Origin of the sequence: Cryobacterium roopkundense (genome assembly GCF_014200405.1) — a bacterium.
GTDB classification, from domain to species: domain Bacteria; phylum Actinomycetota; class Actinomycetes; order Actinomycetales; family Microbacteriaceae; genus Cryobacterium; species Cryobacterium roopkundense.
This window is the reverse complement of sequence record NZ_JACHBQ010000001.1, coordinates 1,660,530-1,682,938: the sequence shown is the minus strand read 5'-3', so window position 1 is coordinate 1,682,938 and position 22,409 is coordinate 1,660,530. Positions and strand designations below refer to the sequence as shown.

General features: G+C 60.4%; 20 protein-coding genes. 2 read left to right on the top strand and 18 right to left on the bottom strand.

Annotation, left to right across the window (positions count from 1 at the left end; genetic code table 11):
• Window positions 1–162 precede the first annotated feature (162 nt).
• From BJ997_RS07800 to BJ997_RS22075, 3 genes are all read right to left on the bottom strand, one after another.
• Entirely contained in the window at window positions 163–2,919 is a 2,757-nt protein-coding gene (locus BJ997_RS07800) for a sensor domain-containing protein (protein ID WP_183323343.1), read from the bottom strand.
• Window positions 2,920–3,082: 163 nt separating this feature from the next.
• Complete coding sequence (locus BJ997_RS07795; RefSeq protein ID WP_035841060.1) at window positions 3,083–4,474, bottom strand: IS1380 family transposase; 1,392 nt, start codon at window positions 4,472–4,474, stop codon at window positions 3,083–3,085.
• A 115-nt stretch (window positions 4,475–4,589) separates the two neighbouring features.
• On the bottom strand, window positions 4,590–4,901 hold the full coding sequence (locus BJ997_RS22075; protein ID WP_221243940.1) for a PAS domain S-box protein: 312 nt from the start codon (window positions 4,899–4,901) through the stop codon (window positions 4,590–4,592).
• A 1,122-nt stretch (window positions 4,902–6,023) separates the two neighbouring features.
• On the opposite strand from BJ997_RS22075, the gene istA reads away from it, so the two are divergent.
• The gene (istA, locus tag BJ997_RS07785) at window positions 6,024–7,505 is read left to right on the top strand and encodes an IS21 family transposase (RefSeq protein WP_084141842.1); all 1,482 of its coding nucleotides are present in this window, start codon (window positions 6,024–6,026) and stop codon (window positions 7,503–7,505) included.
• Window positions 7,502–8,233: an IS21-like element helper ATPase IstB gene (istB, locus tag BJ997_RS07780; protein WP_183323340.1), complete on the top strand. Its 732-nt coding sequence runs from the start codon at window positions 7,502–7,504 to the stop codon at window positions 8,231–8,233. The genes istA and istB overlap by 4 nt, the downstream gene beginning before the upstream one ends.
• Before the next feature lie 1,497 nt (window positions 8,234–9,730).
• Here istB and BJ997_RS07775 read toward each other — a convergent pair.
• The 15 genes from BJ997_RS07775 to BJ997_RS07705 all read right to left on the bottom strand — a co-directional run bounded on the left by BJ997_RS07775 (window position 9,731) and on the right by BJ997_RS07705 (window position 22,407).
• Window positions 9,731–10,330 carry a TetR/AcrR family transcriptional regulator gene (locus BJ997_RS07775; protein ID WP_160175876.1) on the bottom strand — a complete coding sequence of 200 codons (600 nt, stop codon included), beginning with the start codon at window positions 10,328–10,330 and terminating at the stop codon, window positions 9,731–9,733.
• Window positions 10,331–10,455: 125 nt separating this feature from the next.
• Entirely contained in the window at window positions 10,456–11,232 is a 777-nt protein-coding gene (locus BJ997_RS07770; protein WP_035836799.1) for a crotonase/enoyl-CoA hydratase family protein, read from the bottom strand.
• Window positions 11,229–12,071 carry an acyl-CoA thioesterase gene (locus BJ997_RS07765; RefSeq protein WP_160175877.1) on the bottom strand — a complete coding sequence of 281 codons (843 nt, stop codon included), beginning with the start codon at window positions 12,069–12,071 and terminating at the stop codon, window positions 11,229–11,231. The genes BJ997_RS07770 and BJ997_RS07765 overlap by 4 nt, the downstream gene beginning before the upstream one ends.
• 47 nt (window positions 12,072–12,118) lie before the next feature.
• Window positions 12,119–12,862 carry a 3-oxoacyl-ACP reductase FabG gene (fabG, locus tag BJ997_RS07760; RefSeq protein WP_035836800.1) on the bottom strand — a complete coding sequence of 248 codons (744 nt, stop codon included), beginning with the start codon at window positions 12,860–12,862 and terminating at the stop codon, window positions 12,119–12,121.
• Between the two features lie 56 nt (window positions 12,863–12,918).
• Window positions 12,919–13,371 carry a MaoC family dehydratase gene (locus BJ997_RS07755; RefSeq protein ID WP_035836801.1) on the bottom strand — a complete coding sequence of 151 codons (453 nt, stop codon included), beginning with the start codon at window positions 13,369–13,371 and terminating at the stop codon, window positions 12,919–12,921.
• 1 nt (window position 13,372) lies between these two features.
• Entirely contained in the window at window positions 13,373–14,830 is a 1,458-nt protein-coding gene (locus BJ997_RS07750; protein ID WP_035836802.1) for a class I adenylate-forming enzyme family protein, read from the bottom strand.
• Complete coding sequence (locus BJ997_RS07745) at window positions 14,827–15,666, bottom strand: enoyl-CoA hydratase-related protein (RefSeq protein WP_052542270.1); 840 nt, start codon at window positions 15,664–15,666, stop codon at window positions 14,827–14,829. Before BJ997_RS07745 ends, BJ997_RS07750 begins: the two co-directional genes overlap by 4 nt.
• Complete coding sequence (locus tag BJ997_RS07740; RefSeq protein ID WP_052542271.1) at window positions 15,641–16,423, bottom strand: enoyl-CoA hydratase/isomerase family protein; 783 nt, start codon at window positions 16,421–16,423, stop codon at window positions 15,641–15,643. Before BJ997_RS07740 ends, BJ997_RS07745 begins: the two co-directional genes overlap by 26 nt.
• Complete coding sequence (locus tag BJ997_RS07735; RefSeq protein ID WP_035836804.1) at window positions 16,420–17,253, bottom strand: acyl-CoA dehydrogenase family protein; 834 nt, start codon at window positions 17,251–17,253, stop codon at window positions 16,420–16,422. Before BJ997_RS07735 ends, BJ997_RS07740 begins: the two co-directional genes overlap by 4 nt.
• A 2-nt stretch (window positions 17,254–17,255) precedes the next feature.
• Window positions 17,256–18,380, bottom strand: coding sequence for an acyl-CoA dehydrogenase family protein (locus BJ997_RS07730; RefSeq protein WP_035836805.1), 1,125 nt, complete (start codon window positions 18,378–18,380; stop codon window positions 17,256–17,258).
• Window positions 18,377–19,027, bottom strand: coding sequence for a TetR/AcrR family transcriptional regulator (locus tag BJ997_RS07725; RefSeq protein WP_160175878.1), 651 nt, complete (start codon window positions 19,025–19,027; stop codon window positions 18,377–18,379). Before BJ997_RS07725 ends, BJ997_RS07730 begins: the two co-directional genes overlap by 4 nt.
• Window positions 19,028–19,035: 8 nt before the next feature.
• Window positions 19,036–19,752 (bottom strand): ABC transporter ATP-binding protein, encoded by a 717-nt coding sequence (locus tag BJ997_RS07720; RefSeq protein WP_035836807.1) that lies wholly within the window; start codon window positions 19,750–19,752, stop codon window positions 19,036–19,038.
• Window positions 19,749–20,507, bottom strand: coding sequence for an ABC transporter ATP-binding protein (locus BJ997_RS07715; protein WP_035836808.1), 759 nt, complete (start codon window positions 20,505–20,507; stop codon window positions 19,749–19,751). The genes BJ997_RS07720 and BJ997_RS07715 overlap by 4 nt, the downstream gene beginning before the upstream one ends.
• Window positions 20,504–21,526 carry a branched-chain amino acid ABC transporter permease gene (locus BJ997_RS07710; RefSeq protein WP_035836809.1) on the bottom strand — a complete coding sequence of 341 codons (1,023 nt, stop codon included), beginning with the start codon at window positions 21,524–21,526 and terminating at the stop codon, window positions 20,504–20,506. Before BJ997_RS07710 ends, BJ997_RS07715 begins: the two co-directional genes overlap by 4 nt.
• Complete coding sequence (locus BJ997_RS07705; protein WP_052542272.1) at window positions 21,526–22,407, bottom strand: branched-chain amino acid ABC transporter permease; 882 nt, start codon at window positions 22,405–22,407, stop codon at window positions 21,526–21,528. Before BJ997_RS07705 ends, BJ997_RS07710 begins: the two co-directional genes overlap by 1 nt.
• Between the last annotated feature and the right edge of the window lie 2 nt (window positions 22,408–22,409).

Here is a 22,409-nt window from a genome sequence, read left to right as displayed (position 1 = left end):
TAACTGAACACGCTTTGCCTTGCCTGATTGGCGGACTTCGAGCAAAACAGTGCAACTCGTTCGAATAATCCGAGACGCATAACTTAGAAACTGACGTGGCCCCGTCGCCTGCACAGCAAGCAGGCTCGCGATTCTTGCTCGCTCCCCTAGGACAGACTCGCCCTACCTTCCAGGAAGTTCTCTCTCCGTTGCCGGGAGTGGGGCCGGTCTGCCGAAGAGGTAGCCCTGTCCGCATTCCCATCCCCGAGCGCGCAGGAGGTCGGCCTGCAGCTGCGTCTCGATCCCCTCCGCGATCCCGGTGAGATGTAAGCCTGTGATCAGCCCGCTCATTCCTTGGGCGAAGGCATTGGCCGGGCTATCCCTCTCGGTGAGTTCCTGCACCAATCGCAGGTCGAGCTTGACCCCGGTGACCGGCAGTTGGCGCAACACCGAGATAGGCGAGTACCCGGTGCCGAAGTCGTCCAGGTGGATGCCCGCACCGATGCCTCGCACGGACACCAGCGCGTCTCGCGCGGACTCAGTAAGGCTGAGCACCGCGGTCTCGTTCACGTCGATGACGATCCGTGCCGCGTCGACCCCGTGATCAGTCAGAAGGGCTTGCACGTTGGCAAGCCAGCCGGGCGCAGCCAGCTCAACTGCCGAGACGTTCACGCTGACCGGTCCCGGCAAGTCGGAACGCTCGGCAAGGAGTGCGCACACCTGGCGCAGTACCTGCGCGCCGATGCCTTTGATCAGACCGGTGGCCTCAGCGACGTTGAGGAAGTCCCCGGGACGTAGGAGCCCGCGACTTGGGTGTGCCCACCGCACGAGCGCCTCGTGGCCGACGACGCGGCCGTCGGTCAGGGCCACGATGGGCTGGTAATACACGACGAATTCGCTGCGAGCGATCCCCTCATGCAGGTCTTCTTCGAGGGTGCGACGCGCCACGGCTTGGTCATTCATGGCGCTATCGAAGAAGTGCCAGCGGGCTCGCCCAGAGGCCTTGGCTCGAAAAAGTGCGGAGTCCGCGTCGCGCAGCAAGCTGTCGGAGTTTGACGTCGGCGTCGACGTGGCGATGCCGATGGACACGGTCGGCATGATTCGATGACCGCGCACCTCAATGTCGGCCGAGATCGAGGCAGACACTCGCTCGGCGCAGCGCAGCGCATCTTGAACATCTTGGACGTCCTGGATCACGATGACGAACTCGTCTCCGCCGATGCGTCCGACTCTGTCCCCGGGGCGCAGGGCCGCCACGATCCGGTGCGCCACCGTGGTGAGCACCTCGTCGCCGGCCGCGTGCCCCAGCGAGTCGTTGACGGCCTTGAAGTGGTCCAGGTCCACGAATAGCGCCCCCACCGCATGACCCACACGTTTCGCGGCGAGAAGATCGACGTCCAAGATGTCCAGAATCCAGGCACGGTTATGCAAACCGGTCAGCGGATCATGGAAGGCCTGGTAGATCAGGGCCTCCTGCGCCTGCCTCACCCCGGTCACATCGCGTGCCGCGGCGAACACACCCAAAACGTTGCCGTCAACATCCCGGTACACCGACGCGTTATACAACACCTCCATCAACGTCCCATCACGATGACGCATCGTGAGGGGGTAATCAACGGCCATGCCTTTCTCGAACACCAACTGGTAAATCGCCTCAGCCTTCTGCGGCTCCGTGAAGCACTCCGAGAACGCCGTACCGATCAACTCCACCCGCGGAATGCCCGTCGCCGTCACCGTCGCCTCATTGGCATCGGTGATCAGCCCCTCCGGACTGATCGCCACCAACGAATCCAGACTCGACTCAATCATCGACCGGGCCGCCTCAAACGCTCTCCGCAGGGCTGTCACGTCACGTGCCGCCGCGAACACGGCGAGCACGTTGCCACTAGCGTCCCGGTACACCGATGCGTTGTACAGCACCTCGGTCAGCGTCCCATCCCGGTGGCGGAGGGTCAACGGGTAACCGAGGCCCATACGCTTTTCGAAGACCTGCCGGTAAATCGCGTCAGCCTTCTCCGGTTCGGTGAAGTAAGCCGAAAACGCCGTCCCGATCAACTCCACCCGCGGAATACCGATCGCCTTCACCGTTGCCTCATTCGCATCGGTGATCAGCCCCTCCGGACTGATCGCCACCAACGAATCCAAACTCGTCTCAAGCATCGACCGGGCCGCCACGAACGCCCTCCGCGCCGCTGTCACGTCCCGCGCCGCAGCGAACACGCCCAGCACGTTGCCTTCAACGTCCCGGTACACCGACGCGTTATACAACACCTCCATCAACGTGCCGTCCCGATGACGCATCGTCAACGGGTAATCAACGGCCATGCCCTTCTCAAAAACCAGCTCGTAAATCGCCTCCGCCTTCTCCGGCTCCGTGAAACAATCCGAGAACGCCGTGCCGATCAACTCCACCCGCGGAATACCGGTCGCCGTCACCGTCGCCTCATTCGCATCCGTAATCAGCCCCTCCGGACTGATCGCCACCAACGAATCCAGACTCGACTCAATCATCGACCGCGCCGCCTCAAACACCCGCCTCGCCGACGTCACATCCCGCGCGATTGTGGATGCGCCAACGACGACGCCGTCGGCATTGCGGATGGGAGACACAGCGAGTGAGGCCGGGAACACCGTCCCGTCTTTGCGGACGCGGAGGGTCTCAAATCCGTCACAGTACTCGCCCGCCTTGACCTGAGCCAGGACGGAGGTGATCTCACCGGTCTGGTCCTGCGGGCTCAGCCGTTCGACGGACGTGCCCACGATCTCGCCGCTGGCATAGCCGTACATTCTCTCGGCTGCCGGATTCCAGCTTGTGATGATGCCGTCCAGAGTCTTGGCGATGATGGCATCGTTCGCGTTCTCAATGATCGCTGCCAGAAGCTGGGACTTCTCAAGCGCATCCGGGCCCGCGTTTACCGGGGACGCAGCCGTGATCATCATCAAGACATCTCCCGTATCTAAGCCTGAATCCACCGGTCGACCTCTGATCGGATCCTGATTTTGTTTCGGCGAGCTTTCGGAGTTTCGGGCGTGGTTGTGGTCCGGGTCTCGCGGCCCGGGTGTTCCACTGGTGCTCCTGTTGATGTCGGTGTCGGCTGGTTGGTCAGGTGGGGGCGGGTTGTTGGGGCCGGAAGTTCTTTGTGAACAGGGCCGTCCAGGGTTTCTCCCAAGGCCAGTGTTCGGGCAGGTGCAATGTCACGCGCCGCGCCGAGGTTGAGATTCGTGCGGGGACGCTGACAAGTTTCCGGCGGATCGTTGCGGTGGTCGATCGGCTGAGACCGTTTCCCGCGATCGTCGCGGCGGCGCGGGTGAGGTTAAACGCCATGACGGCCATGACCAGCCAGGCGGCGTTGGCGGTGAATACACCGGAGGGTAGGTGCGCCAGGGCGCTGCTTTTGAGGTCGGAATTCACGAGCTCGATCGCCGCGTGGGCGCGGTGGGTTTTGTCGGCGGTGACGGTGTCGAGGGTGCTGGTGGTGAAAAAGGCGTGGAATCGGTGGGTGTCGAACAGGGTTGGCTGGTCGAGGTTTTTCTTGTTCAGTTCCGGGATCCGCCGCACGGCCAAGCGCCCGGTGATGTGCTCGCTCTTCTTGCGCGAGGTGAACGCGGTGAACGGGACCTCGGCGACTTCGGCGTTACTGATCCATGTTTTGCTGCCTTCGTCATAGATGGCGTTGGTGTATTCAATTGCGGTCCAGGCAGCGCCGGGGATCGTTCCGATCGCTCGTTTGATGGCGGGGTCCATCCGGGCAGTGACCGAAACGTCGGCGCCGGCTTTGAGGGCTGCGCTGATGGAGGCGTGCCCGTAGAACGCTGAGTCGGCACGAAAGAGCACGCGTGCTTTTCCCGCTCCGCGGAGCCGTTTGATCGTGGCGAGGGCGTCACGGATCAGACGGGCCGCGCCGCGCGGTGATCCGCAGGCACCGCGCCGGAGTCGCTGGCCGATGATGATCGGCGCCGATACGTCCGTCTTGACTGTCGCGAGGATCGCGTTGAGGCCGCGCACCCCGGAGTACCCGTAGCCGGAGCCTTCCTTCTGGTGGCCGTGAACTTCGATGATGGTGTCGTCGACGTCGAGGAACATGTAGCCGTCGGTGTCGTGCACGAGCAACGGAGTTTCCGCGGCCAGGCCCCGCACGAAGCGGGAAGCGACGGCGTCGAGCTGCCGGACGTGACCGAACGTGAACGCGCGCAGAAACGACCCCAACGTTGACGGCGCGTAGCAGTTGCTGAAGATTTTCCGCATGCCGCCGTGACGAAGAATGGCGAGGTCGTCGATGGAGTCCGCGCCGGCGACCATGCCGCCGACCAGAGACGTGACTTTCAGACCGGCGTTGGCGCCCTTGTCGGTGGGGACGCTCAGCCACTGATCGGCCAAGGTCGCCAACCCCGCACGGGCGGCTAATTTCATGATCGGGACCAAGCCCGCCGACGACACGAGATTCGGGTCGGTGAATGATGCAGAAACGGCGCGGTTGGTGTGGGAAACTTGCATCTACGAGATGCTCCTCTGGTTGGTAAATCTGAACTCTTGACAAGTCCTAATTTACCTGATCAGATGGGCATTCTCGGTTTAACGCGCCGTCAGATCTCGATCCCGATCGGTGGATTCAGGCTAAGGCAGACAAACTGATACCGACCGGAATCTCGCTCCCGTCTTGCTTCCGCCCCTTCAGCCCCCGCATCATAGTCCGACTAGTTGGATCGGCAATGGATTCGTTCGAATGGCCGCCACGGACCGCCGGAACATACTCAGGTAGCAGCATCTGAATGGACCGACCGACGAGCTCGGCACGGTCGTAGCCGAACAGCGACTCCGTCTGGTGATTGACAAACCAAATGACACCCGCGTGGTCCGTTCCCGCCAACGCGTATGGCGCCGATTCGAAGAGACTCTCGAACTTGCGTGTCCTTGAAGCCATCTGATCCTCAATCCACATCGGCTAGAGCCACGTTGCGCATCAACCGCAGGGAAATCGGTGGACGATCACCGTTTGGATCTGGAAAGTGTGTTTCGCATGAAGTGAGCCATTAACCCACTAGATCAGCCTGCAGGGGCCGCAAGCTGATCTAAGGGAGGTCAGCCACACCGTGTAGGGCGCCCTGACTGATCTAAACAATCAAAATATACGACTATCTCCCACTGGAATCAAGACATAAATGTGAGATCTTCAGCCTGCCTGGTCGAGCGAAAACACCTCGTAATCTGGCCACCCTCAAGCACATGGCACGGGGTAGCGATTCTCATATCCAATAGCCCGACCCGCGGACGGGGTTCTATTTCTTGGAAAGTAGTCTCGCCCCATCGGGCCGCGGGTCCCCCCGCCGGTGAGACATGGCGGTACAGCGTCTGCCGGGTGATCCCAAGCTCCTCGCAAAGTTCACCGACCTTCGTCTCCGACCGGCCCACGGCGGCTATGGCCAGACGAATCTTGGCCGGCGTCATCTTGAACGGACCTCGAACGAAACAGATTTAGGCCACAGCACCCGGAGGCCGAGTTCGCGGACGCCGTGTCGCAGGGGGACCTCATAGGGGAATGGCCCCACGGAGACTGTGCCTGGTGGCCAACGTGGACAGGTGAGTCGCGTTTACCCTGTCGCGCAGAGAATCCCGCTGACCTCCCTTATACGCAAAAGTCAGTACAGCCTGGCAAGCACTTGGACGCACGCAAATTCCGGCAATGCTGGACCTTGAATGGCCCTCGGAGATAGGCGACACGCCCCAGCCAGAAAACGGGGGAGGCAGCACCGAACCAGGTCCAGCACGCCTGAGTGTGTGTGATCAACTCTTTGTAGGCCGTTTCGGCGCTGGAATCCTGCCAAGTTAGCGGCTGGTTTCCTGCCAAAAGAGCGCTAAGAATCAGGCCAGGCAATTCCCCGCCAAGACGTTGGTTTGGGGAATGCGCCGAGACAGTGATCACCGGTGGCCGAGGCCCTTCTCCCGTGCGCGGAGACATGGGCCCGCCACCCCAGATATGTTCCTTACGGCGTAGCTACTGCCAAGCGGTCGCGCCGGAAGGAACAGAAAGCAGATGACGGTACCCATGTCCGTGCAAGAAAATATCAGAACTCTCGACTCCCACGGAATCGCGGGCCGAGAGATCGCCCGCCGACTGGGCGTCAGCCGCGACGCGGTAACGAAATACACCGGCCAGCTGGACTACTCGCCCAAGCCACCGTCGCCGGTGCCTCGGCCGGCCGGGTCGGTGTTGACAGGGTTCGAAGACACCATTGAGTTGTGGTTGGGCGAGGACCAGCGCCGGCCGCGCAAGCAACGCCACACGGCCAAGCGCGTCTTTGACCGCCTCGTCGTCGAGCAGGGCTACTTCGGCAGTTATTCGCCGGTGCAACGCTTCGTCGCTAAATGGAAGACCCGCCACCGCCAGGCCGGGGAGGGATTCACCGAACTGGTCTGGCCGGCCGGCACGGCGCAGGTCGATTTTGGGCAGGCCGAGGCCATCATCGCGGGGGTCCGGCAGGTCCTACATATCTTCGTCGTCACGTTCCCGTTCTCGAACATGCGCTTCGTGCAGGCTTACCGGGGCGAAACATCCGAGTGTGTCTGCCACGGCCTGCGGACTGTGTTTGATCACATCGGTGCGGCACCTCGGCACTTGGTCTTTGACAACGCGACCGGGATCGGGCGGAGAGTGGGGGCCAAGGTCGTCGAGACGAAACTGTTCAGCGCATTCAAACTGCATTACCGCTCGGAGTCTCGGTACTGCAACCCGTACTCCGGCAATGAGAAAGGCAACGTGGAGAACGCGGTCGGGTTCCTCCGCCGGAACCTGATGGTCCCCGAGCCGGAGGCGGCCACGTTGCAGGGCCTCAACGACGTGTTGTTGGCGCGGTGCCTGGCGTTGGCTTCGACGGTGCACTATCGCAAGGGCCTGCCCGTGGGTGAGCTCTTTACCCAGGACGTCGCCGCGAGTCTCGCGCTGCCCGGGGTCGGGTTTGACCCGGTGCGTTATGAGTCCCGCACCGCCGACAAGACCGGGAACCTCCTCATCGACGGGAACACCTATGCGGCCGGGTCTTCCTTCCATAGCCGCACCCTGACAGTGGGGTTACGACACGATGTGGTCGAGATCCTCGATGAGCAGGCCACGCCGGTGCGGTCATTCCCTCGGGCGTTCGGACGACAGACCGAGACGATCTTCGAACCCGCGTCGCTGCTGCCGTTGCTGGTGACCAAGCCCGGCGCTTGGGGTCACTCCCAACTGCGCCCCCTGGTCCCAGATCCGGTGCGGCAGTGGCTCGATACGGCCACCGCCACCAACCGGCGGCGACTCCTCAGCGCCGTGGATGCCGCCAGCGGTTCGGCCGGTTTCGACGCCGCAATCGGCGCCGCCGACATGCTGATCCAGCGTGGGGACACCCCCGATATCGCCGCGCTGAGCATGCTCGCCCGGCGCCTCGCCGACGGCACGGCCCCGGCGGCGGAGAACGTGGACCTTAGCGTTTATGACATCTTCACCGCCGACGCCTTCACCACCGTGAACACGCTGACAGGAGAGATCGCATGAGCCTGATCACCGTTCAAAACATCATCGAGACCGGCCGGCAGGCCTCCCTGACCAATACCGTGCTGGCCGAGTGGGCCGAGAAAGGCACCCCGAAGCAACGCGAATACCTGCACGGAATGCTCACGGCCGAGCACGAATCCCGCCAAGCATCTCGCCGCCAACGACTGCTGACAGCGGCCCGGTTGCCGGCGTTGAAGTCACTCACGGGTTTTGACTACTCGAGCGTGAAGTTCCCCGAGGACTACGGCCGTGACGAGCTGACCTCGCTGGATTTCATCGACCGGGCCGAGGACCTTGTCTTCTACGGTGACGTCGGCACCGGGAAAACCCACCTCGCCAGCGCGCTGGTCGCCGCCGCCTGCCGCGAGGGAATCCCGGCACGTTTCTTCACCACCTCGTCGCTGGTGATGCAGCTGCGCCGCGCCAAAGACGAAGGGCGCCTCGATCGGGAGCTGGCCTCCATAGCCAAAAATCGGCTCGTGGTGATTGACGAATTTGGCTACTTACCAATCGATACCGAAGGCGCCCGGCTCCTGTTCCAGGTCATTGCGGACGGTTATGAAAAAAGAAGCCTGGCCATAACCACAAATTTGGAATTCTCCCGCTGGGGAACCGTGTTCGGCGACGACAACATGGCCGCTGCCGTCATCGACCGCATCGTGCACCACGGCCGGCTCCTGCAATTTCGTGGCGAGTCCTACCGAGTTAAACACGCCCTCATGAAATAACCCCCGCACCACCCCAGCCGACGGCCGCGCTGGCCGAGAATGCTGGAACGACGCCGAAAACCGGCCATTCTGACCACCGTGCTCAACTGGCCGGAAACCACGCCGCACTGGCAGGTTTTTAATCGCTCAAATGGCCGGCTTCAAGTTGACAAAACACACCTGAGGTTCCAGCACGCCTGCAATCGTCCTCTCCCCCGCGATTCCTGCGAGAATCCCGTCAGCATTACCCCTGCAGTTCACCGCTCAAGTGAAGGCAAGCCTCCACTCTGGTCCTTCTGGAACCACAACGTTCGTTCCAGGTTCAACCGATGCCTGGTGAGCTCACGAGTGAACGGAGAACCTTTCAAGTCTCAACGACCCGAAGCTGCTCGAGGTGGACCCAGACCAACCGAACGCGATTTTGCAGTCACGCAAGAAAAGGCCGAAATGGACCACTTTTATGAATAGACGGTGGATAAACGTCATCGGCAGTGAACCACGCTCCCCTAAATTGGAGGAAAAAACTTGATCAAGTCCAGTATTTTCAACGAACTGAGACTTGAACCCATAAACGAACCAAAAACATCAAATCCGTCCCTACAGAAGACCCGAAGACGTGCTGGTCAGGCGGCACTTCTTTGGATTCCCCAAAGAATTGACTCCAAAACATACCCAAAAATCATCAAATCTCGGCGATTTTTGAGGAAGAAAACCCCTGATCAAGCAATATTTATTTGTAGGGCGACTGGGACTTGAACCCAGGACCGACGGCTTGCGCCGAACTCTTTTTCAACCCTACTGAGGACGCGTCAACACCTCGAATAATCTCGACCTGACGAGGACTTCTTTGATCTAGCCACCTCCGTTCCCTCGAAACATCTGGACCCGCTTCGGACTCTTTCGAGGCAATAAACGTTGAATAAACGTGCGCGTATCAAGTCTCCAGGACACGGCCCGAGACCGCCGAGCACCATTCCTAAATTGAGCATGAGCAAAATCGTAGAAGATTGCATGAATGTCGTCAAGGGTGCTGGGCAGAGCACGCCCCGACTCATGACCCACATTTCAGCTAGCGAATGGCTCCTTCGTTCATTCCCCCATGAGGCTTGTCGTGACCCCTGCAATGCCGTCCTGAAGTCCTGAAGTCCTGAAGTACCGAATGCACAAATGCACAAATGCACGAATTGATCCAAACCATTAGGGGGCGATCAAATGAGAGTTCGGGTGTGCGCACGATCCATGACTCGTGTCGGCGACGAGGTGGGCAATTAGTACTGCGCCGCGTGCATACTGCAATGCTCGGGGAGAGCCACCTCTCGTGCATCTGAGTAGATCCTGTGCTAGACCAGCACCACAGCGAGCGTACCGACAGGATGGCGGCCTAGCCGAAGATTCTTTTCAAATCCTCGCCCTGACGCTGCTCCGGAAGCGTGGAGTCCACGCTTCCGCTTTCAAAGCGAACATGCGTCAAATGCCCATCTGAGCAGCCGCTCCTCAGTGTCGGGCGAAGCCCCCAGATCAGGCGCTAATCGCGCTCCGGGTCAAGGCCACGAGGGTCTCGGATATTTTCACGGCATCTGGGACTGGTGATGAACGATTGGGCCAGAAGCGAACGTTGTTCACCGTGCCCATCACAAAACGTGAGATTAGGCGCACGTCCTGATCGTCGCGTATCTGGCCCTGGTCCTGTCCCTTCTTAATCAGATTCTGGATGTGAATTTCAAAGGCCCGACCCAATTGGTTAGCCCGCTCGAGTCGCTCGCCCGTTAGATGGCGTCGATCGGTGAAGAATATATTTGCTCGTTCCACATTGGCGAGGTACCACAGGCTGGATTCGCGCAGATACTCAAGCAACTCTTCCAGAGGCGACAACCCTTGCTCTGAAATGCGCTGGTCGATGGCCAGGACCTGCTCGTGCGATTCGTTCAGGATACGCATGAGGAGCTCTTCTTTGGAGCTGAAGTAGTGATAGAGGCTGCCCTTGAGAATTCCCAAACGCGCGGCGATCTCTTGCATCGAGGTTCCGGCGTAACCACGCTCAGACATCACCTCGATCACGATCGCCATGACTTCTGCGTCGCGGGCGTATCGCTCTCCGTTATGGTCGAACTTCGTCACTTCAGCACTCATCTGGTTTCGTCGTCATAGCTCGATCGCGATTACGTCGCGGTCCCCCGAGACTAGACGCTGGGCGCTGAGCGGACCAACTCGTTGATGACGCCCGGCACGAGAACCACCACCCGTCAGCTCCCCCAGAAGACAGGAGGCCTACCTTCGACAAATGCAGCTATTCCCTCCCGTGCATCCACAGTCTCAAAAATGGTGGCTGCTTCTTCATCGGCGAGAGCAACGGCATTGGCGTGAGTCGGTTCGAGTACCCGCGCCGATCTCGCCAGGCGCTTGGTGGCCTGCACAGCGAGCGGGGCGTTGCTGGCTATCCGCTCGGCCATTGCGAGTGCAGCTGGCAGCACATCGCCTGGTGCGACGACCGCATGTACGAGTCCTCGTCCGTGCATCTCGCTGGCGTCGGCCAGGCGGCCGGTCAGGAGCAACTCCATCGCAACCTTTTCCGGGAGTTGCTGGGCCAATCGGTAGACTCCACCGCCAGCCGCCAAAAGCCCCCGCGAAACCTCGGGCAGACCGAACCGAGCCATATTGGAGGCGAGGATGACGTCGCAGGCTAGCGCGATCTCAAGTCCTCCCCCGACAGCATCGCCGTTGACGGCCGCGATCAGCGGCTTCGTCACCGTCCGCGAAGTCAGACCCGCGAATCCCCATTCGGGGTGGCGCGTGGCCGAAATAGATTCCCCTGCGACGACCGCCTTCATGTCAAGCCCTGCGCAGAATGCGCGCCCGGCCCCCGTGATGATGCCCACTCGCAATTCAGGCGTTTCATCAAGACGCTGAAGCGCTTCGCCCAGTTCTCGAGCCACCTCCGGGTTGACAGCGTTCAGGACCTGGGGCCGATTGAGGGTCACGATGAGCACGCTGCCCCGGCGTTCGGTGATGACCGCATTCATTTTGTTGCCTGCATCGTGCTGAGGCGAATTAGGCCTTCCTGTGCGACGGATGCCAGCAGTCTTCCGCCGCGGTCATAGATCTTCCCTGTTACCAGGCCGCGCTCGCCGCCCGCCCACGGACTTGACTGGATGTAGAGTAGCCAGTCGTCCATGTTCCCAGGAGCGTGCCACCACACGGCGTGATCGAGACTCGCGATGGACAAGCCGGGCGTCGCGAAGGTCAGCCCGTGCCCGTAGACGATGGACTCTAAGACGGTGAAATCGGTGGACAGTGCGAGGACTGCCGATTCCAGAGCACGACAATGCGCCCCCGCGGGCGTTCGCGATCGAATCCAGACGGCTTGCCCGGGCGGACTGCCCGCTGCCGGCGGGTATAACTTGGCGGGGATCCTGCGGAGTTCCACGGCCGACCGGTGCCCTGGATTCTGAGAGTTGGTCGGCACATCGAGAAGTCGATTATCCGGTGGCAGGGAGTCCGGGTCCGGGTAATCGCCGGCCCGATCTGCCTGATGGGTAAGTCCGTCGCGGGCGTCGTGGAACGACATGGTCGCGGTTAGGAGCAGTCGATCATGCTGAAATGCGCGAACCGATCGCACTGAGAACGAGCGACCGTCCCTGACGCTGTCGACCGCATAAGTAACCGGGATGGCGGCATCACCCTTGCGAAGAAAATAGGCGTGTATCGAGTGAGCCTGCCGCCCGGAATAGGACGCTGTCGTTGCCGTCGCTGCTGTTACGGCCTGACCGATAAGTTGGCCGCCGAAGATTCGGCCGAAAGGCCCGGAGACAAGATTTCCGACGAATCGACTTTCCCCGTCCGCTCGGTCGACTCGAACCATGTCACGCAGATTCACGTCCGCCGCGGAGCCAGGCCGTATGATTTCCATCAGATGTTGCGCCCGCCAGCGATTTCGATCGAGATCCCAGTAAGGTAACTCGACATGTCGCTGGCGAGGAACACAGCGACCTGCGCAACTTCCTCAGGGGTACCGAATCGGCCCAACGGGACGTCGGCCAGGCGCGCGCTCCTCACCTCTTCGGAGAGCTTCTGCGTCATTAATGTCTCGATAATGCCGGGCTGCAGGGCGTTCACGCGTACTCCGGCGAAACCGATTTCTTTCGCGGCAGCCTTGGTCAGGCCGATTATCCCGGCTTTCGCCGCGCTGTAGTTCGTTTGACCGGGGTTTCCGACTTTTCCCGAGATCGACGACATGTTGATGATCGAACCGCCGGTTCCCTGCTCGCGCATGACGGATGCTGCCGCTCGCGTGCCGAGCCACGTTCCTTTCAAGTGCACATCGATCACGAGAGAAAAATCGTCGAGGCGCATCTTGCGCATGGTCAGGTCACGGGTGATGCCCGCATTGTTCACCATGATATCGACGCTTCCGAAAGCTGACTTCGCCGCGGCAAGGAGCCTGTCCACGTGCACTTCGGATACGACGTCGCATTCCACCCCCAGTGTTCGGGAATCAGCGCTGAGTCGCGCGGCGGCGGTGGCAGCTGCGGCCCCGTCGATGTCGCCGAGCACGACGTTGGCCCCCTCGGCGAGGAAAGCCTGTGCGATCGCATATCCGAGGCCTTGCGCTGCTCCTGTGATTACTGCCGTTCGACCATCGAGAAGTGGCATCCGTGGTTCCTTTCATTTGTGACCGTGCGTGTGGCTGGTCTAAACAGATTCGCGGCTCAACTTATGAGTAGGGACACTGTGTCGGCAACACAGCCCGGCGTCGAGAAGCCTTCAACCTCGACGGTGTTCCGCACGATGGCGCGCAGTCCCCCGGGCGTGACCTCCACGGAGGTGAGTGCAGCGCGCGCCCGAATGCGACATCCCACTCGGATCGGCGCGGGGAACCGCACGCGCTCGAGTCCGTAGTTCACCTTCATCGTGAATCCGGAGAACACGTACGCATCGCTGACCAACAGGGGAATCAGCGACAGGGTCAGATATCCATGCGCGATGGTGCTGCCGTAAGGTCCGGCAGCAGCTTCTTTCTCGTCAACGTGGATCCATTGGTGGTCGTGGGTGACGGCCGCGAAGGCGTCGATTTCCAATTGGTGAATGTCGTGCCATGACCCCAGACCCAATTCCTCTCCAAGGGCGGCTTTGATTTCGGACACTCCGGTCAACTGCCGCATGCTACTTGTCTTTTCCGGCTGCGATTATTGCGCGAAGGTCGAGCTTGCGAATCTTGCCGGTGGGTGTTTTGGGCATCACGTCGACGATGTGCAGTGCGGCTGGAATTTTGAAGGCTGCCGCTTGGGGACGCATCCACTCGATGAGCTCGGCGGGGTGGGGTGCGTGGCCATTGCGCAGCACAACGAATGCCACCGGGACTTCGCCGAGGTCGGGCTCGGGGGCTCCGACCACGGCGACTTCCAGGACGGCTTCGTGAGACGACAGAAGTCGCTCGATTTCTCCCGGATAGATGTTCTGCCCGCCGCGAATGATCAGTTCGCGTTTGCGATCGACGATTCTCAGGCGTTCTCCGTCGAAGGCTCCGATGTCACCGGTGTGTAGCCATCCGTCCACGACAGGACGTTCCTCCGTGGTTCCAACGTAAGCCGAGAACACGGAATCACCGCCGATGAGGATTTCGCCTCGTCCGTCGGGTTCGTCGGAAGGTGCGAGTTTTACCGAAACGCCTGGTACTACCCGCCCCGCCGAGAGGAAGTCTCCATTGTTGGAGTGTTTGGTGCCGACCCGATTCTGAGATGCGATGGCCGTGCCCTCGGTCAGGCCGTAACCGAAGAATACGAATGCCTGGGGGAAAACTTCCCAGGCATCGAGGGCGATCTGTGCGGGACTGGCCGCAGCACCGATCCCAACCGTGATCGGGCGGTCATATACCACTCTCTCTTTGTAGAGGCGTGTGAGCATTGTCGGCACTAGCGGTAGGAAGGTTGGCTGTGAGTCGGCGAATGCGCGGCGCATGTTCTCCGGAGAGAAACGTCGCAGCAGGCGTACCGTTGCTCCGGTCATGGCCATCATGTTGACGCCTTGGTTAAGGGCATAGGTGTTGAAAATGGGCAGGGTCAGGAGTATCACGTCGTGGTTTCCGACGCCGATCCAGCGGTAGGTAGGGTCATAGTTGGCAACGAGGTTGCGGATGGTGAGTTGCACGCCCTTGGGGCGTCCGGTTGATCCCGAGGTCTGTAGCAGCAATGCCGGGTCATCAATGTCCAGCGTGACCATCTCCGGGGCGTTCGCACTGAGGTGGAGATTGTGGAATTCTCCGTCGACGACGTAGCTGCTCGCCGAGGCGGCGCTCAAATCAATGGGGGTGTCGCTGACCAGGAGCACTATTCCGAGGTGTGTGATCGAGTCGATGACTTCGTTCTCGTGCATGGCTCGATTGAGGGGAACTACTACTCCGCCCAGATAGAACGTTGCGTATTGGTAGATGACAAAATTGGGCGTGCTGTCGATGTAAAGGCCGACACGTGTTCCAGTACAAATCTGGCCCGCGAGCGCGGCCGCGGCGCTCAATATGGCATCCCGGAGTTCGGCGAAAGTGTAGGAATTGTCGTCGGTGATGATGGCTGGCTTGTCGCCTTGGGAGAATGCCCAGTCAAAGAGCGGAATGGCCCTGTTCATGCTGGGTCCTGGTTGAACCAGCCGATGGCGCCTTTCAAGCCAAGTTCTTTCACCTTGTCGGTCATGACATGGGTTGCCGGAGACGTGTGAGCGATTGCGTCCCATTCAGCGCCCATCAGAACTGATTCCCGAAATCCCTGCTGATCGAGAAAGCGATTCAGTGCAAGTTTTTTGAGGCGCAACAGATCTAAGGGCATCTTCGCGATCTGTGCGGCCAATGAGTCGGCCTTTTCGAGAGCTGTGCCGGCTGGTACTGCGTGATTGGCCCAGCCCATGGCTGCGGCTTCGCTTCCTGTCAGGCTGCTGCCGGCAATGAACGAGAGCTCCTTGGCCTTCTTCGGGCCGATGAGCCACGCTGTGGTTGGGCTCAAGAGCCCCCCTCCGAGCGGGATGGCAGGCCAGCCAAGCGTCGCATCCTCACTGACAACCGTGATGTCTGTGCACACGGCGAGCATCGTTGCTCCGCCCATGCAATAACCCTCGATGGCTGAAATGACGGGTTTGGGAGTATCCCAAACTGCCAGCCACCGTTGGATGTTGCGGCGCAGTGATGCCCAGTCGGCGTAGGGACTGAGCCCGGCTGCGGCTTCGGAGTATCCGTTTCCCGGATCAACATCGAAGCCGACACTGAAGTTGTTGCCGGCGCCGGCGACCACGATCACCGACACGGCATCGTCTGCTCCGAGAGTTGCGATCGTGGCAGAAAATTCTTCCAGCAGCTGATCGTTCATTGCGTTCAGTTTCTTTGGCCGATCGAGCGTCACGTGTGCGATGCGTCCGTCGACTGTAGTTGTCACTAGTTGTGTCACGTCATTCGCCTTTGAATTCGAGTGCATCGAGGTCGCCGTTGTTGAGAAAGGCATCCACGGCGCGTTTATGGTCGGTGGTGGCCGAGAGCAGGGCTTGTGCCAGCGACTCTCGGTCGAGGGCGTCGGCCAGCGTGCCTTCGTGCGCCCGATTTGCGAGAAGCTTGGTGAGTCCGAGCGCAATCGGGGCCTTACGTGCCAACACGCTGCAGTAGGCGACGGCTTCGTCGTCGAAGTTCCCGCTGAGCACCTCGGCTACGAAACCGAGTTCGACGCCATCGTCTGCCGAGAATCGGCGACCAGTCATAAGGGCTGCCTTGGCGCGATGCGGCCCAATGGCCTGACCGAGCAGATATGTCCCACCCATATCGGGGGCGAGACCCATTCGTACGAATGATTGTTGGAACCATGCAGTCGGTGCAGCCAGGATGATGTCTGAGACGAGCGCAAGGTTGAATCCGGCTCCGGATGCGAGACCGTTTACCGCGGCCACCACGGGCTTCTGGAGATGTGCGATTGCCTCCGTGATCTGTCTACCAAAGGTGAGCACATCGTTTGTCTCGGTGGGGCTTCGTGTGCCCATCCCCCGCACGTCGCCGCCGGCGCAGAAGGCTCGTCCTGTGCCAGTAAGGAGCACGACGCGTGTTGTGCGATCCAAGGCCGCCGCGCGGAGGGCATCGACCAGTTGCCCCTTCACCTCATCGTCGAGGGCATTGAGGGTGGCGACTCCGTTGAGTCGGAATCGGAGGACCCCTGGGCCAGGGCGATCAACCTCGAGTGTCGTCACTGGTCGTCACCGAGAACTGACTGCAGTTCGATGATGTGGTTGAGGTAGTGATGAAGTCCCACTTCCCAGGTGAAACCCACGCCACCGTGCACCTGAATTCCGAGTTCAATGGAGGTTCGCGCGAGGGCGAATCCTTGGCGTGCCCAGGCTGCGGAGCGTGCCGGTTCGTGGGCCGCGGCGATGGCCGCAGTCCAAGCCTGCTCGCGAGCGATGTGTGCGTTTGCGAGGTGGTGCCGCACGGCCTGGAATCCCTTGATCGGTTGTCCGAATTGTTCTCTCGTGGTGGACCAGGCGATGGATGCGTCGATAACGGCGTCGGCGCATCCCACTGCAACGGCAAGGAAGGCAGCCCGGAGTTCACCAAGGTGTGCTTCGGACAATACCGTCGTGCTGCTCGGCAGCACGGCCAGGGGAGAGAGCAGAGAAAAGGGTTCGGCTGCGCTGGGCGAAGCGGCGATGATTCCGCCAAGTCCGTCCACGACGGCGACACCATCCGAATAGTAAGGAGCGACGACTTGAGCGCCGCGGCGTACGGCGGGGACGATGCCCGATTCAAGCTGATCGTCGTCGAGTTCAAACCAACGGCCCGCCAACAGGGTTGAAACAATCGGGGTCGAGTACGGGTATCGACCCGAAACTCGGGCGACTTCGAGGATGTCGCGCAGTTCCACGCCATTTTCAAGATCGCTGGAAATCGATCCCCAGCCACCGTCTGAAAGAATCGACCAGAGCTGCGGGTTGGGTGCAGCGGGTGATCCCTGCCCGCTGTCGAGGATTTCGCGGACGCTCGATGCGGCCATGGCGCCCATTTCTTGAACGATTGTCGACATGGTTACCTTGCTACTTTCAGTACTCGGTCGGTGATGATGTTGCGCTGAATCTCGTTGGTCCCTGAATAGATCGACATGGCCTTCGATGCGAGATAGTGGTGGCGCCAGTAGTCGCGGTGTTCCGGGCACCCGCTGTCCACCCCCAATCGTGTCGAGTCCTGGATGAGTTCGCTCCACTGGACTTTGAGAATCGAGCCCGCAGTGAACCAGTCGAGGTCGGCCGCCTTCTCTTCAGTTGCGCGGAGAATCTGCCAGCGCAGCAGCTCGCACCGGTCACGGAGCCGCGGCCCGTCGAGTCCCTCGTGGCGCGCGCAGCAGCGGTTCAGCAAGTCGATTTGAGCGGTCGCTTCTACGAGTCGCGTTGCGGCCTCCGTTGTGCCTCGTTCATTGCTCAGCACGGTCATGGCGACGCCCCACCCCTCGTGTTCCGGGCCGACGAGGTCTTCATCGGCCACAAAAACATTGGTGAAGAAGACTTCACTGAATTCTTCCTCTCCACTGATTTGGCGGATTGGCCTCACATCGACGCCTTCCTGCTCCATATCAAGGAGGAGGAAGCTGAGGTTGTGGTGGCGTCGCAGTTCGGTCGAGCTCTTGGCGAGCATCAGACAGCGCTTCGAGTATTGGGCGAAACTGGTCCAGGTCTTCTGGCCGTTGACTACGTAGCCGCCGGCAACCTTTTGGGCAGTGGTGCGCACGGCGGCCAGGTCGGATCCTGCGCCCGGTTCGGAAAACCCCTGGCACCAGATTTCGCTCGCGTCGAGAATGCGCGGTAGATACTTGCCTTTTTGTGCTTCGGTTCCGGCAACGATGATCGTTGGGCCAGCGAGAACCCGCCCGATCCTTCCAAATCCGTCGGGGGCATTCGCCTTGGAGGACTCTTCGTAGTAGATGAGCTCTTCAATGGGACCGAAGCCACGTCCACCGTATTCGGCGGGCCAGGCAAGCCCGGCATATCCTCCAGCGTGGAGAGCCTCGTCCCACTCTCGTTGAGCTTGCTGCACCTCATCAGGGGTGAGAGAGGCTCGGTCGGTGCGCCATTTCGTGGGTAAGGCTTCGTGAACCCACGAGCTGACGTCTTCTCGAAATTTCGCTGCGGCTGGTTCGTCAAATCGTGTAATGCTCATGCGCTGTCGTTCTCCTTAGATTCTGGATACAAAGCTGGGGTCGGCGTCGGCGGCACCCTTAGTCCGGCATCGGCGGGGGTGCACGAGACCATCTGCACGGCGAGCTCGCCATAGAGCTCACTCAGCTCGGGGGCGCCAAGTCGTCCGCCTGCGCGCCACCAGTTGGTGACGGAGTCGCCCATGCCGAGGATCGCGTACGTGGTTGGGGTGACGTCTAGTTCACGAAACGCTCCGGTGGCGATCCCTTCTCGAAGAATGTCCTTGAACAATTGTTCGTATTCTTTGAGCAGCAGCAGCAGGGAACTGCGAGTATCGCTGTCGAAGTGCACGAGGCTGTCTCGAAAGAAGACAACGACGCTCGCCGAACTTAGGTAGTGGAGAACGTGTGCTTGCATTGCCGCTCGCAGCCGTGCTGTTGGTGCGGGTTCGGCCGAGGCGATCGCGTCAACTACTGAACTGTGAAGCTCGGCAGTTCCTGTTCGCACCAGCTTTTCAACGAGTGCCTGCTTCGATGATGTGTAGTTGTAGATGCTTTGCACCTCGATTCCGACGTCTTTTGCAATCTGTCGCAGGGTCATCGACGTGTAGCCCCACTCGTTGAAGAGGACGCGGGCCGATTCGAAGATGCGGATTTCGGTGTCGTTCATGTGGGTACTCATAACTTTTCTCCAACCGAGAGGTGTCTGTCGATGAGGTCGGGTCGGCCGATGAGTTCATCCGACGTTCCGTTCCAGACTGCCTGGCCAGTTTCCAGTATGTAGACGCGGTCGGCGAGTTCGGTCACGAAGCGAAAGTTCTGCTCAGTGATGAGAATTCCCAGATTGAATAGTTCAGGCAACCGGGCGATCGACGCTTGAAGCTGTTCGACGATGAGCGGGGCAAGCCCTTCGGTGGGTTCATCGAGCAGGAGAAAATCGGGGGCGCCCATTAGCGCTCGAGCGATGGTGACGGCCTGCTGTTCACCGCCGCTGAGTTCAAACCCTCGGCGCTTGAGCAGGGTCTCGACGAGTGGGATACTCGCCAGGACACGGTCGAGTTGGTCTTTCGATGCCCGTCTGGACCGGGCCAGGTCAAGGTTTTCAGCCACACTGAGCGCTGTGAAGATTCGGCGATTGTCCGGGACCCACGCGACACCCTTACGCGCAACTTGATAGGTTGGCGATTTGCGGATGGATGTGCTGCCGGCCATCACCTCGCCGGTCGAACTCAACTCCGCGCTGTTGATGATCGCTTTCAGTAGCGTTGTCTTGCCAGCTCCATTTCTGCCGAGAAGTCCGACGGTTTCACCCTGTCCAAGGGTGATCGATACGTCTGTTAACGCCACGGCGAGTCCGTACGACGCTGACAGTGAGGTCACGACCAGCTCGGTCATGATTGGCCCCCTTCGTAGGAATTACCTAAGTAGATTTCACGAGTCAGCGGATCGTCGCGAACTGCCGATGGGTTACCTTCAAGAGCAACGCGCCCGTTGGCCATGAGCACGACGCGATCGGCCAGCGCGAAGACCACCTCCATGTCGTGGGCTGTGATGATGACCGTCAGATCTGGGCGAGACTCGCGGAGCCCTCTGAGCAGGCGAATGGTGCGGGGGATATCTTCGGCCCCCATGCCGGCTGTCGGTTCGTCGAGCAGGAGAACGGCGGGATTTTGTGTCAGGGCCATGGCAATTTCAAGGCTCTTGCGATCACCGTGGGAGAGCGTGCTTGACGGCTGGTTGCGCAGGTTGTACAGGCCGACCGCGTCCAATGCCGCGTGAATGTCCGCGTCTGAGCGAGGTGTGCGTGATAGCGGATTCCGATATTTGGATTGATGAGCATCTCGGGCAATCACCAGGTTTTGTTCTACGGTCTTGGCGAGAAAGTATCGGGCGATTTGGAAGGTGCGGGCGACGCCGAGGTGCGATAGTTTTTGGGCTCCCGCTCGCGTGGCGTCCTTGCCGAAGAGGGAGAGTGCCCCCTTGGTTGCGCGGTGTTCTCCGGCCATCACACCGAAAAGCGTGGTCTTTCCGGCACCGTTGGGTCCGATGATCGCGACGGTCTGACCGACGGCGATGGACAGTGATACGTCTTGTACGACCGGGGGGCCGCCGTAGTTCTTATAGACGTTACGCAGCTCGAGAACGTTCATCGTTTACTCCGTGTTCTCATTAGGAGATCGCGCAGTCGCGCGAGGGCCCCAAGGACGCCGCTGGGAAACAGCATCACAACAGCGAGCAGGATGATGCCGAGCACCAGGGTTCCGTGGGGAGAGTTGCCAAACACCAGCGCGTTAATGAATTGAAAGAGAATGGCACCGAGCGCTGGTCCCCAGAAACCCATCATTCCGCCGAGCAGAGCCATGATGATGATCTGGCCGCTGAAGGCAAATGACAGGGTGCTGGGGGTAACGATGGATCCCTGCTGTGCAAACAGCCCACCGGCTAGTCCTGCCACTCCGCCTGCGAGCCCAAAGGCCGCGAGCCGAAGTGATTTCACGGGAATTCCGATGGCTGCGGCCTTGACCGCGTCGTCACGGATGGCGTTGAGGCTTTCACCGAATGCTGACAGGTGGATGCGGCGAAGTACGCCCATGACGATTGCGACGACGATGATCGAGTACCACCAGAACGAGGCGGGAGGTGTGATGTCGATGCCGAAAACGTCGCCTCGTGGGATGCCGTAGATTCCATTGTCGCCTTGTAGGGCTGGTACCCGGAACGTGAGCAGGTAGGCGATTTGGCCGACGATCATTGTAAGCATTGCGAATTCGACTTTGGCGAGGCGCTGCCCGATCAGGCCGATCAGCATCGCTGCGATCACTGCGACCACCGCGGAGATGCCGAGGAAGGCAAGTGGTCCCCAGGCCTGTTCTTTCAAGAGCGCCGTGGCATAGGCTCCAATCCCGAAGAAAGCCGCGTGACCGAAGGTGTAGATGCCGGTCCAGCCAAACAGCACGCCCAGGCTTGTTGCGAGCAATGCGTAAATCACAGCGATGCCCAGCACGTATTGCATGTTTGGTGGCATCACGAAATATGCCACGGTCGTTGCCGACAAGAAGATGAGGGGCTCGTAGATCGGTCGAAGGTCGAACCGGGAACGGGAGGACCCCGTTTCCAGCGGCGGAGCAGTGCTCTTGGGAGGCGCAGGGTTGCGCACGGGTACACTCATCAGGCCCTCCCTAGTTTGGCGCTACCGAGTAGTCCGCGGGGTCGCACCAGCAAGATGATGGCCACGAGGATGTAGAAGGTGAATCCGGTGAGGTACGTCGCGTAAGCGACTGCGAAAGCCTCCGAGACCCCCACAAGAAGTGCAGCCACGAGGGAACCGGTTACCGATCCGAGACCGCCGATGATAACAATGGCAAAACTTTGCAGGATAAATGCATGCCCCAAGCTGGGTGAAACGGAGACATTCGGAGCGATCAACGCGCCGGCGAGACCGGCCAAGGCCGAACCTAGCCCGAACACGAGAAGCATGACGCGTTTGGTGTTGAGTCCCACAGCCTCGCCCATCACCTGGTCCTGAGCGATCGCCCGAACAGAACGACCGAAGGTGCTCTTGTTGATGAGCAGGAAGAGCCCAATCGCAACTACCGCTCCGACTATGACCAGCAAGATGTCGTAGAGCGGGACCGTCGTGCCGAGAATTTGGGTGCTCCCGGACAGAATTTCAGGCTTGTTGATCGCTCGAGACGAATTGCCCCAGATCCCCTCTGCCGCCCCCTCCACAATCAAAAGGATTGCGAAGGTGGCCAGCAGCATGGTGATGTGATCTCGCCGATACAGATGGCGCACCACCGTGGTTTCCGTCAGCATTCCCAGTGCAGCCACAACGGCCGCTCCCGCAAGCACGGCAATGATGAAGGTGGGCACGGTCGGAACCGTGGACCCGATAATCGTGGTTGCGAGCAACGCACCGACAACGAAGAACGAACCGTGGGCGAAGTTGAGGACTCCGATCACTCCATAGATGAGGGTCAGGCCGCTGGCGACGAGGAAGAGCGGGACTCCATAGGCAACGCCGCTGATCAACGTTGATAAGAGAGTCAACG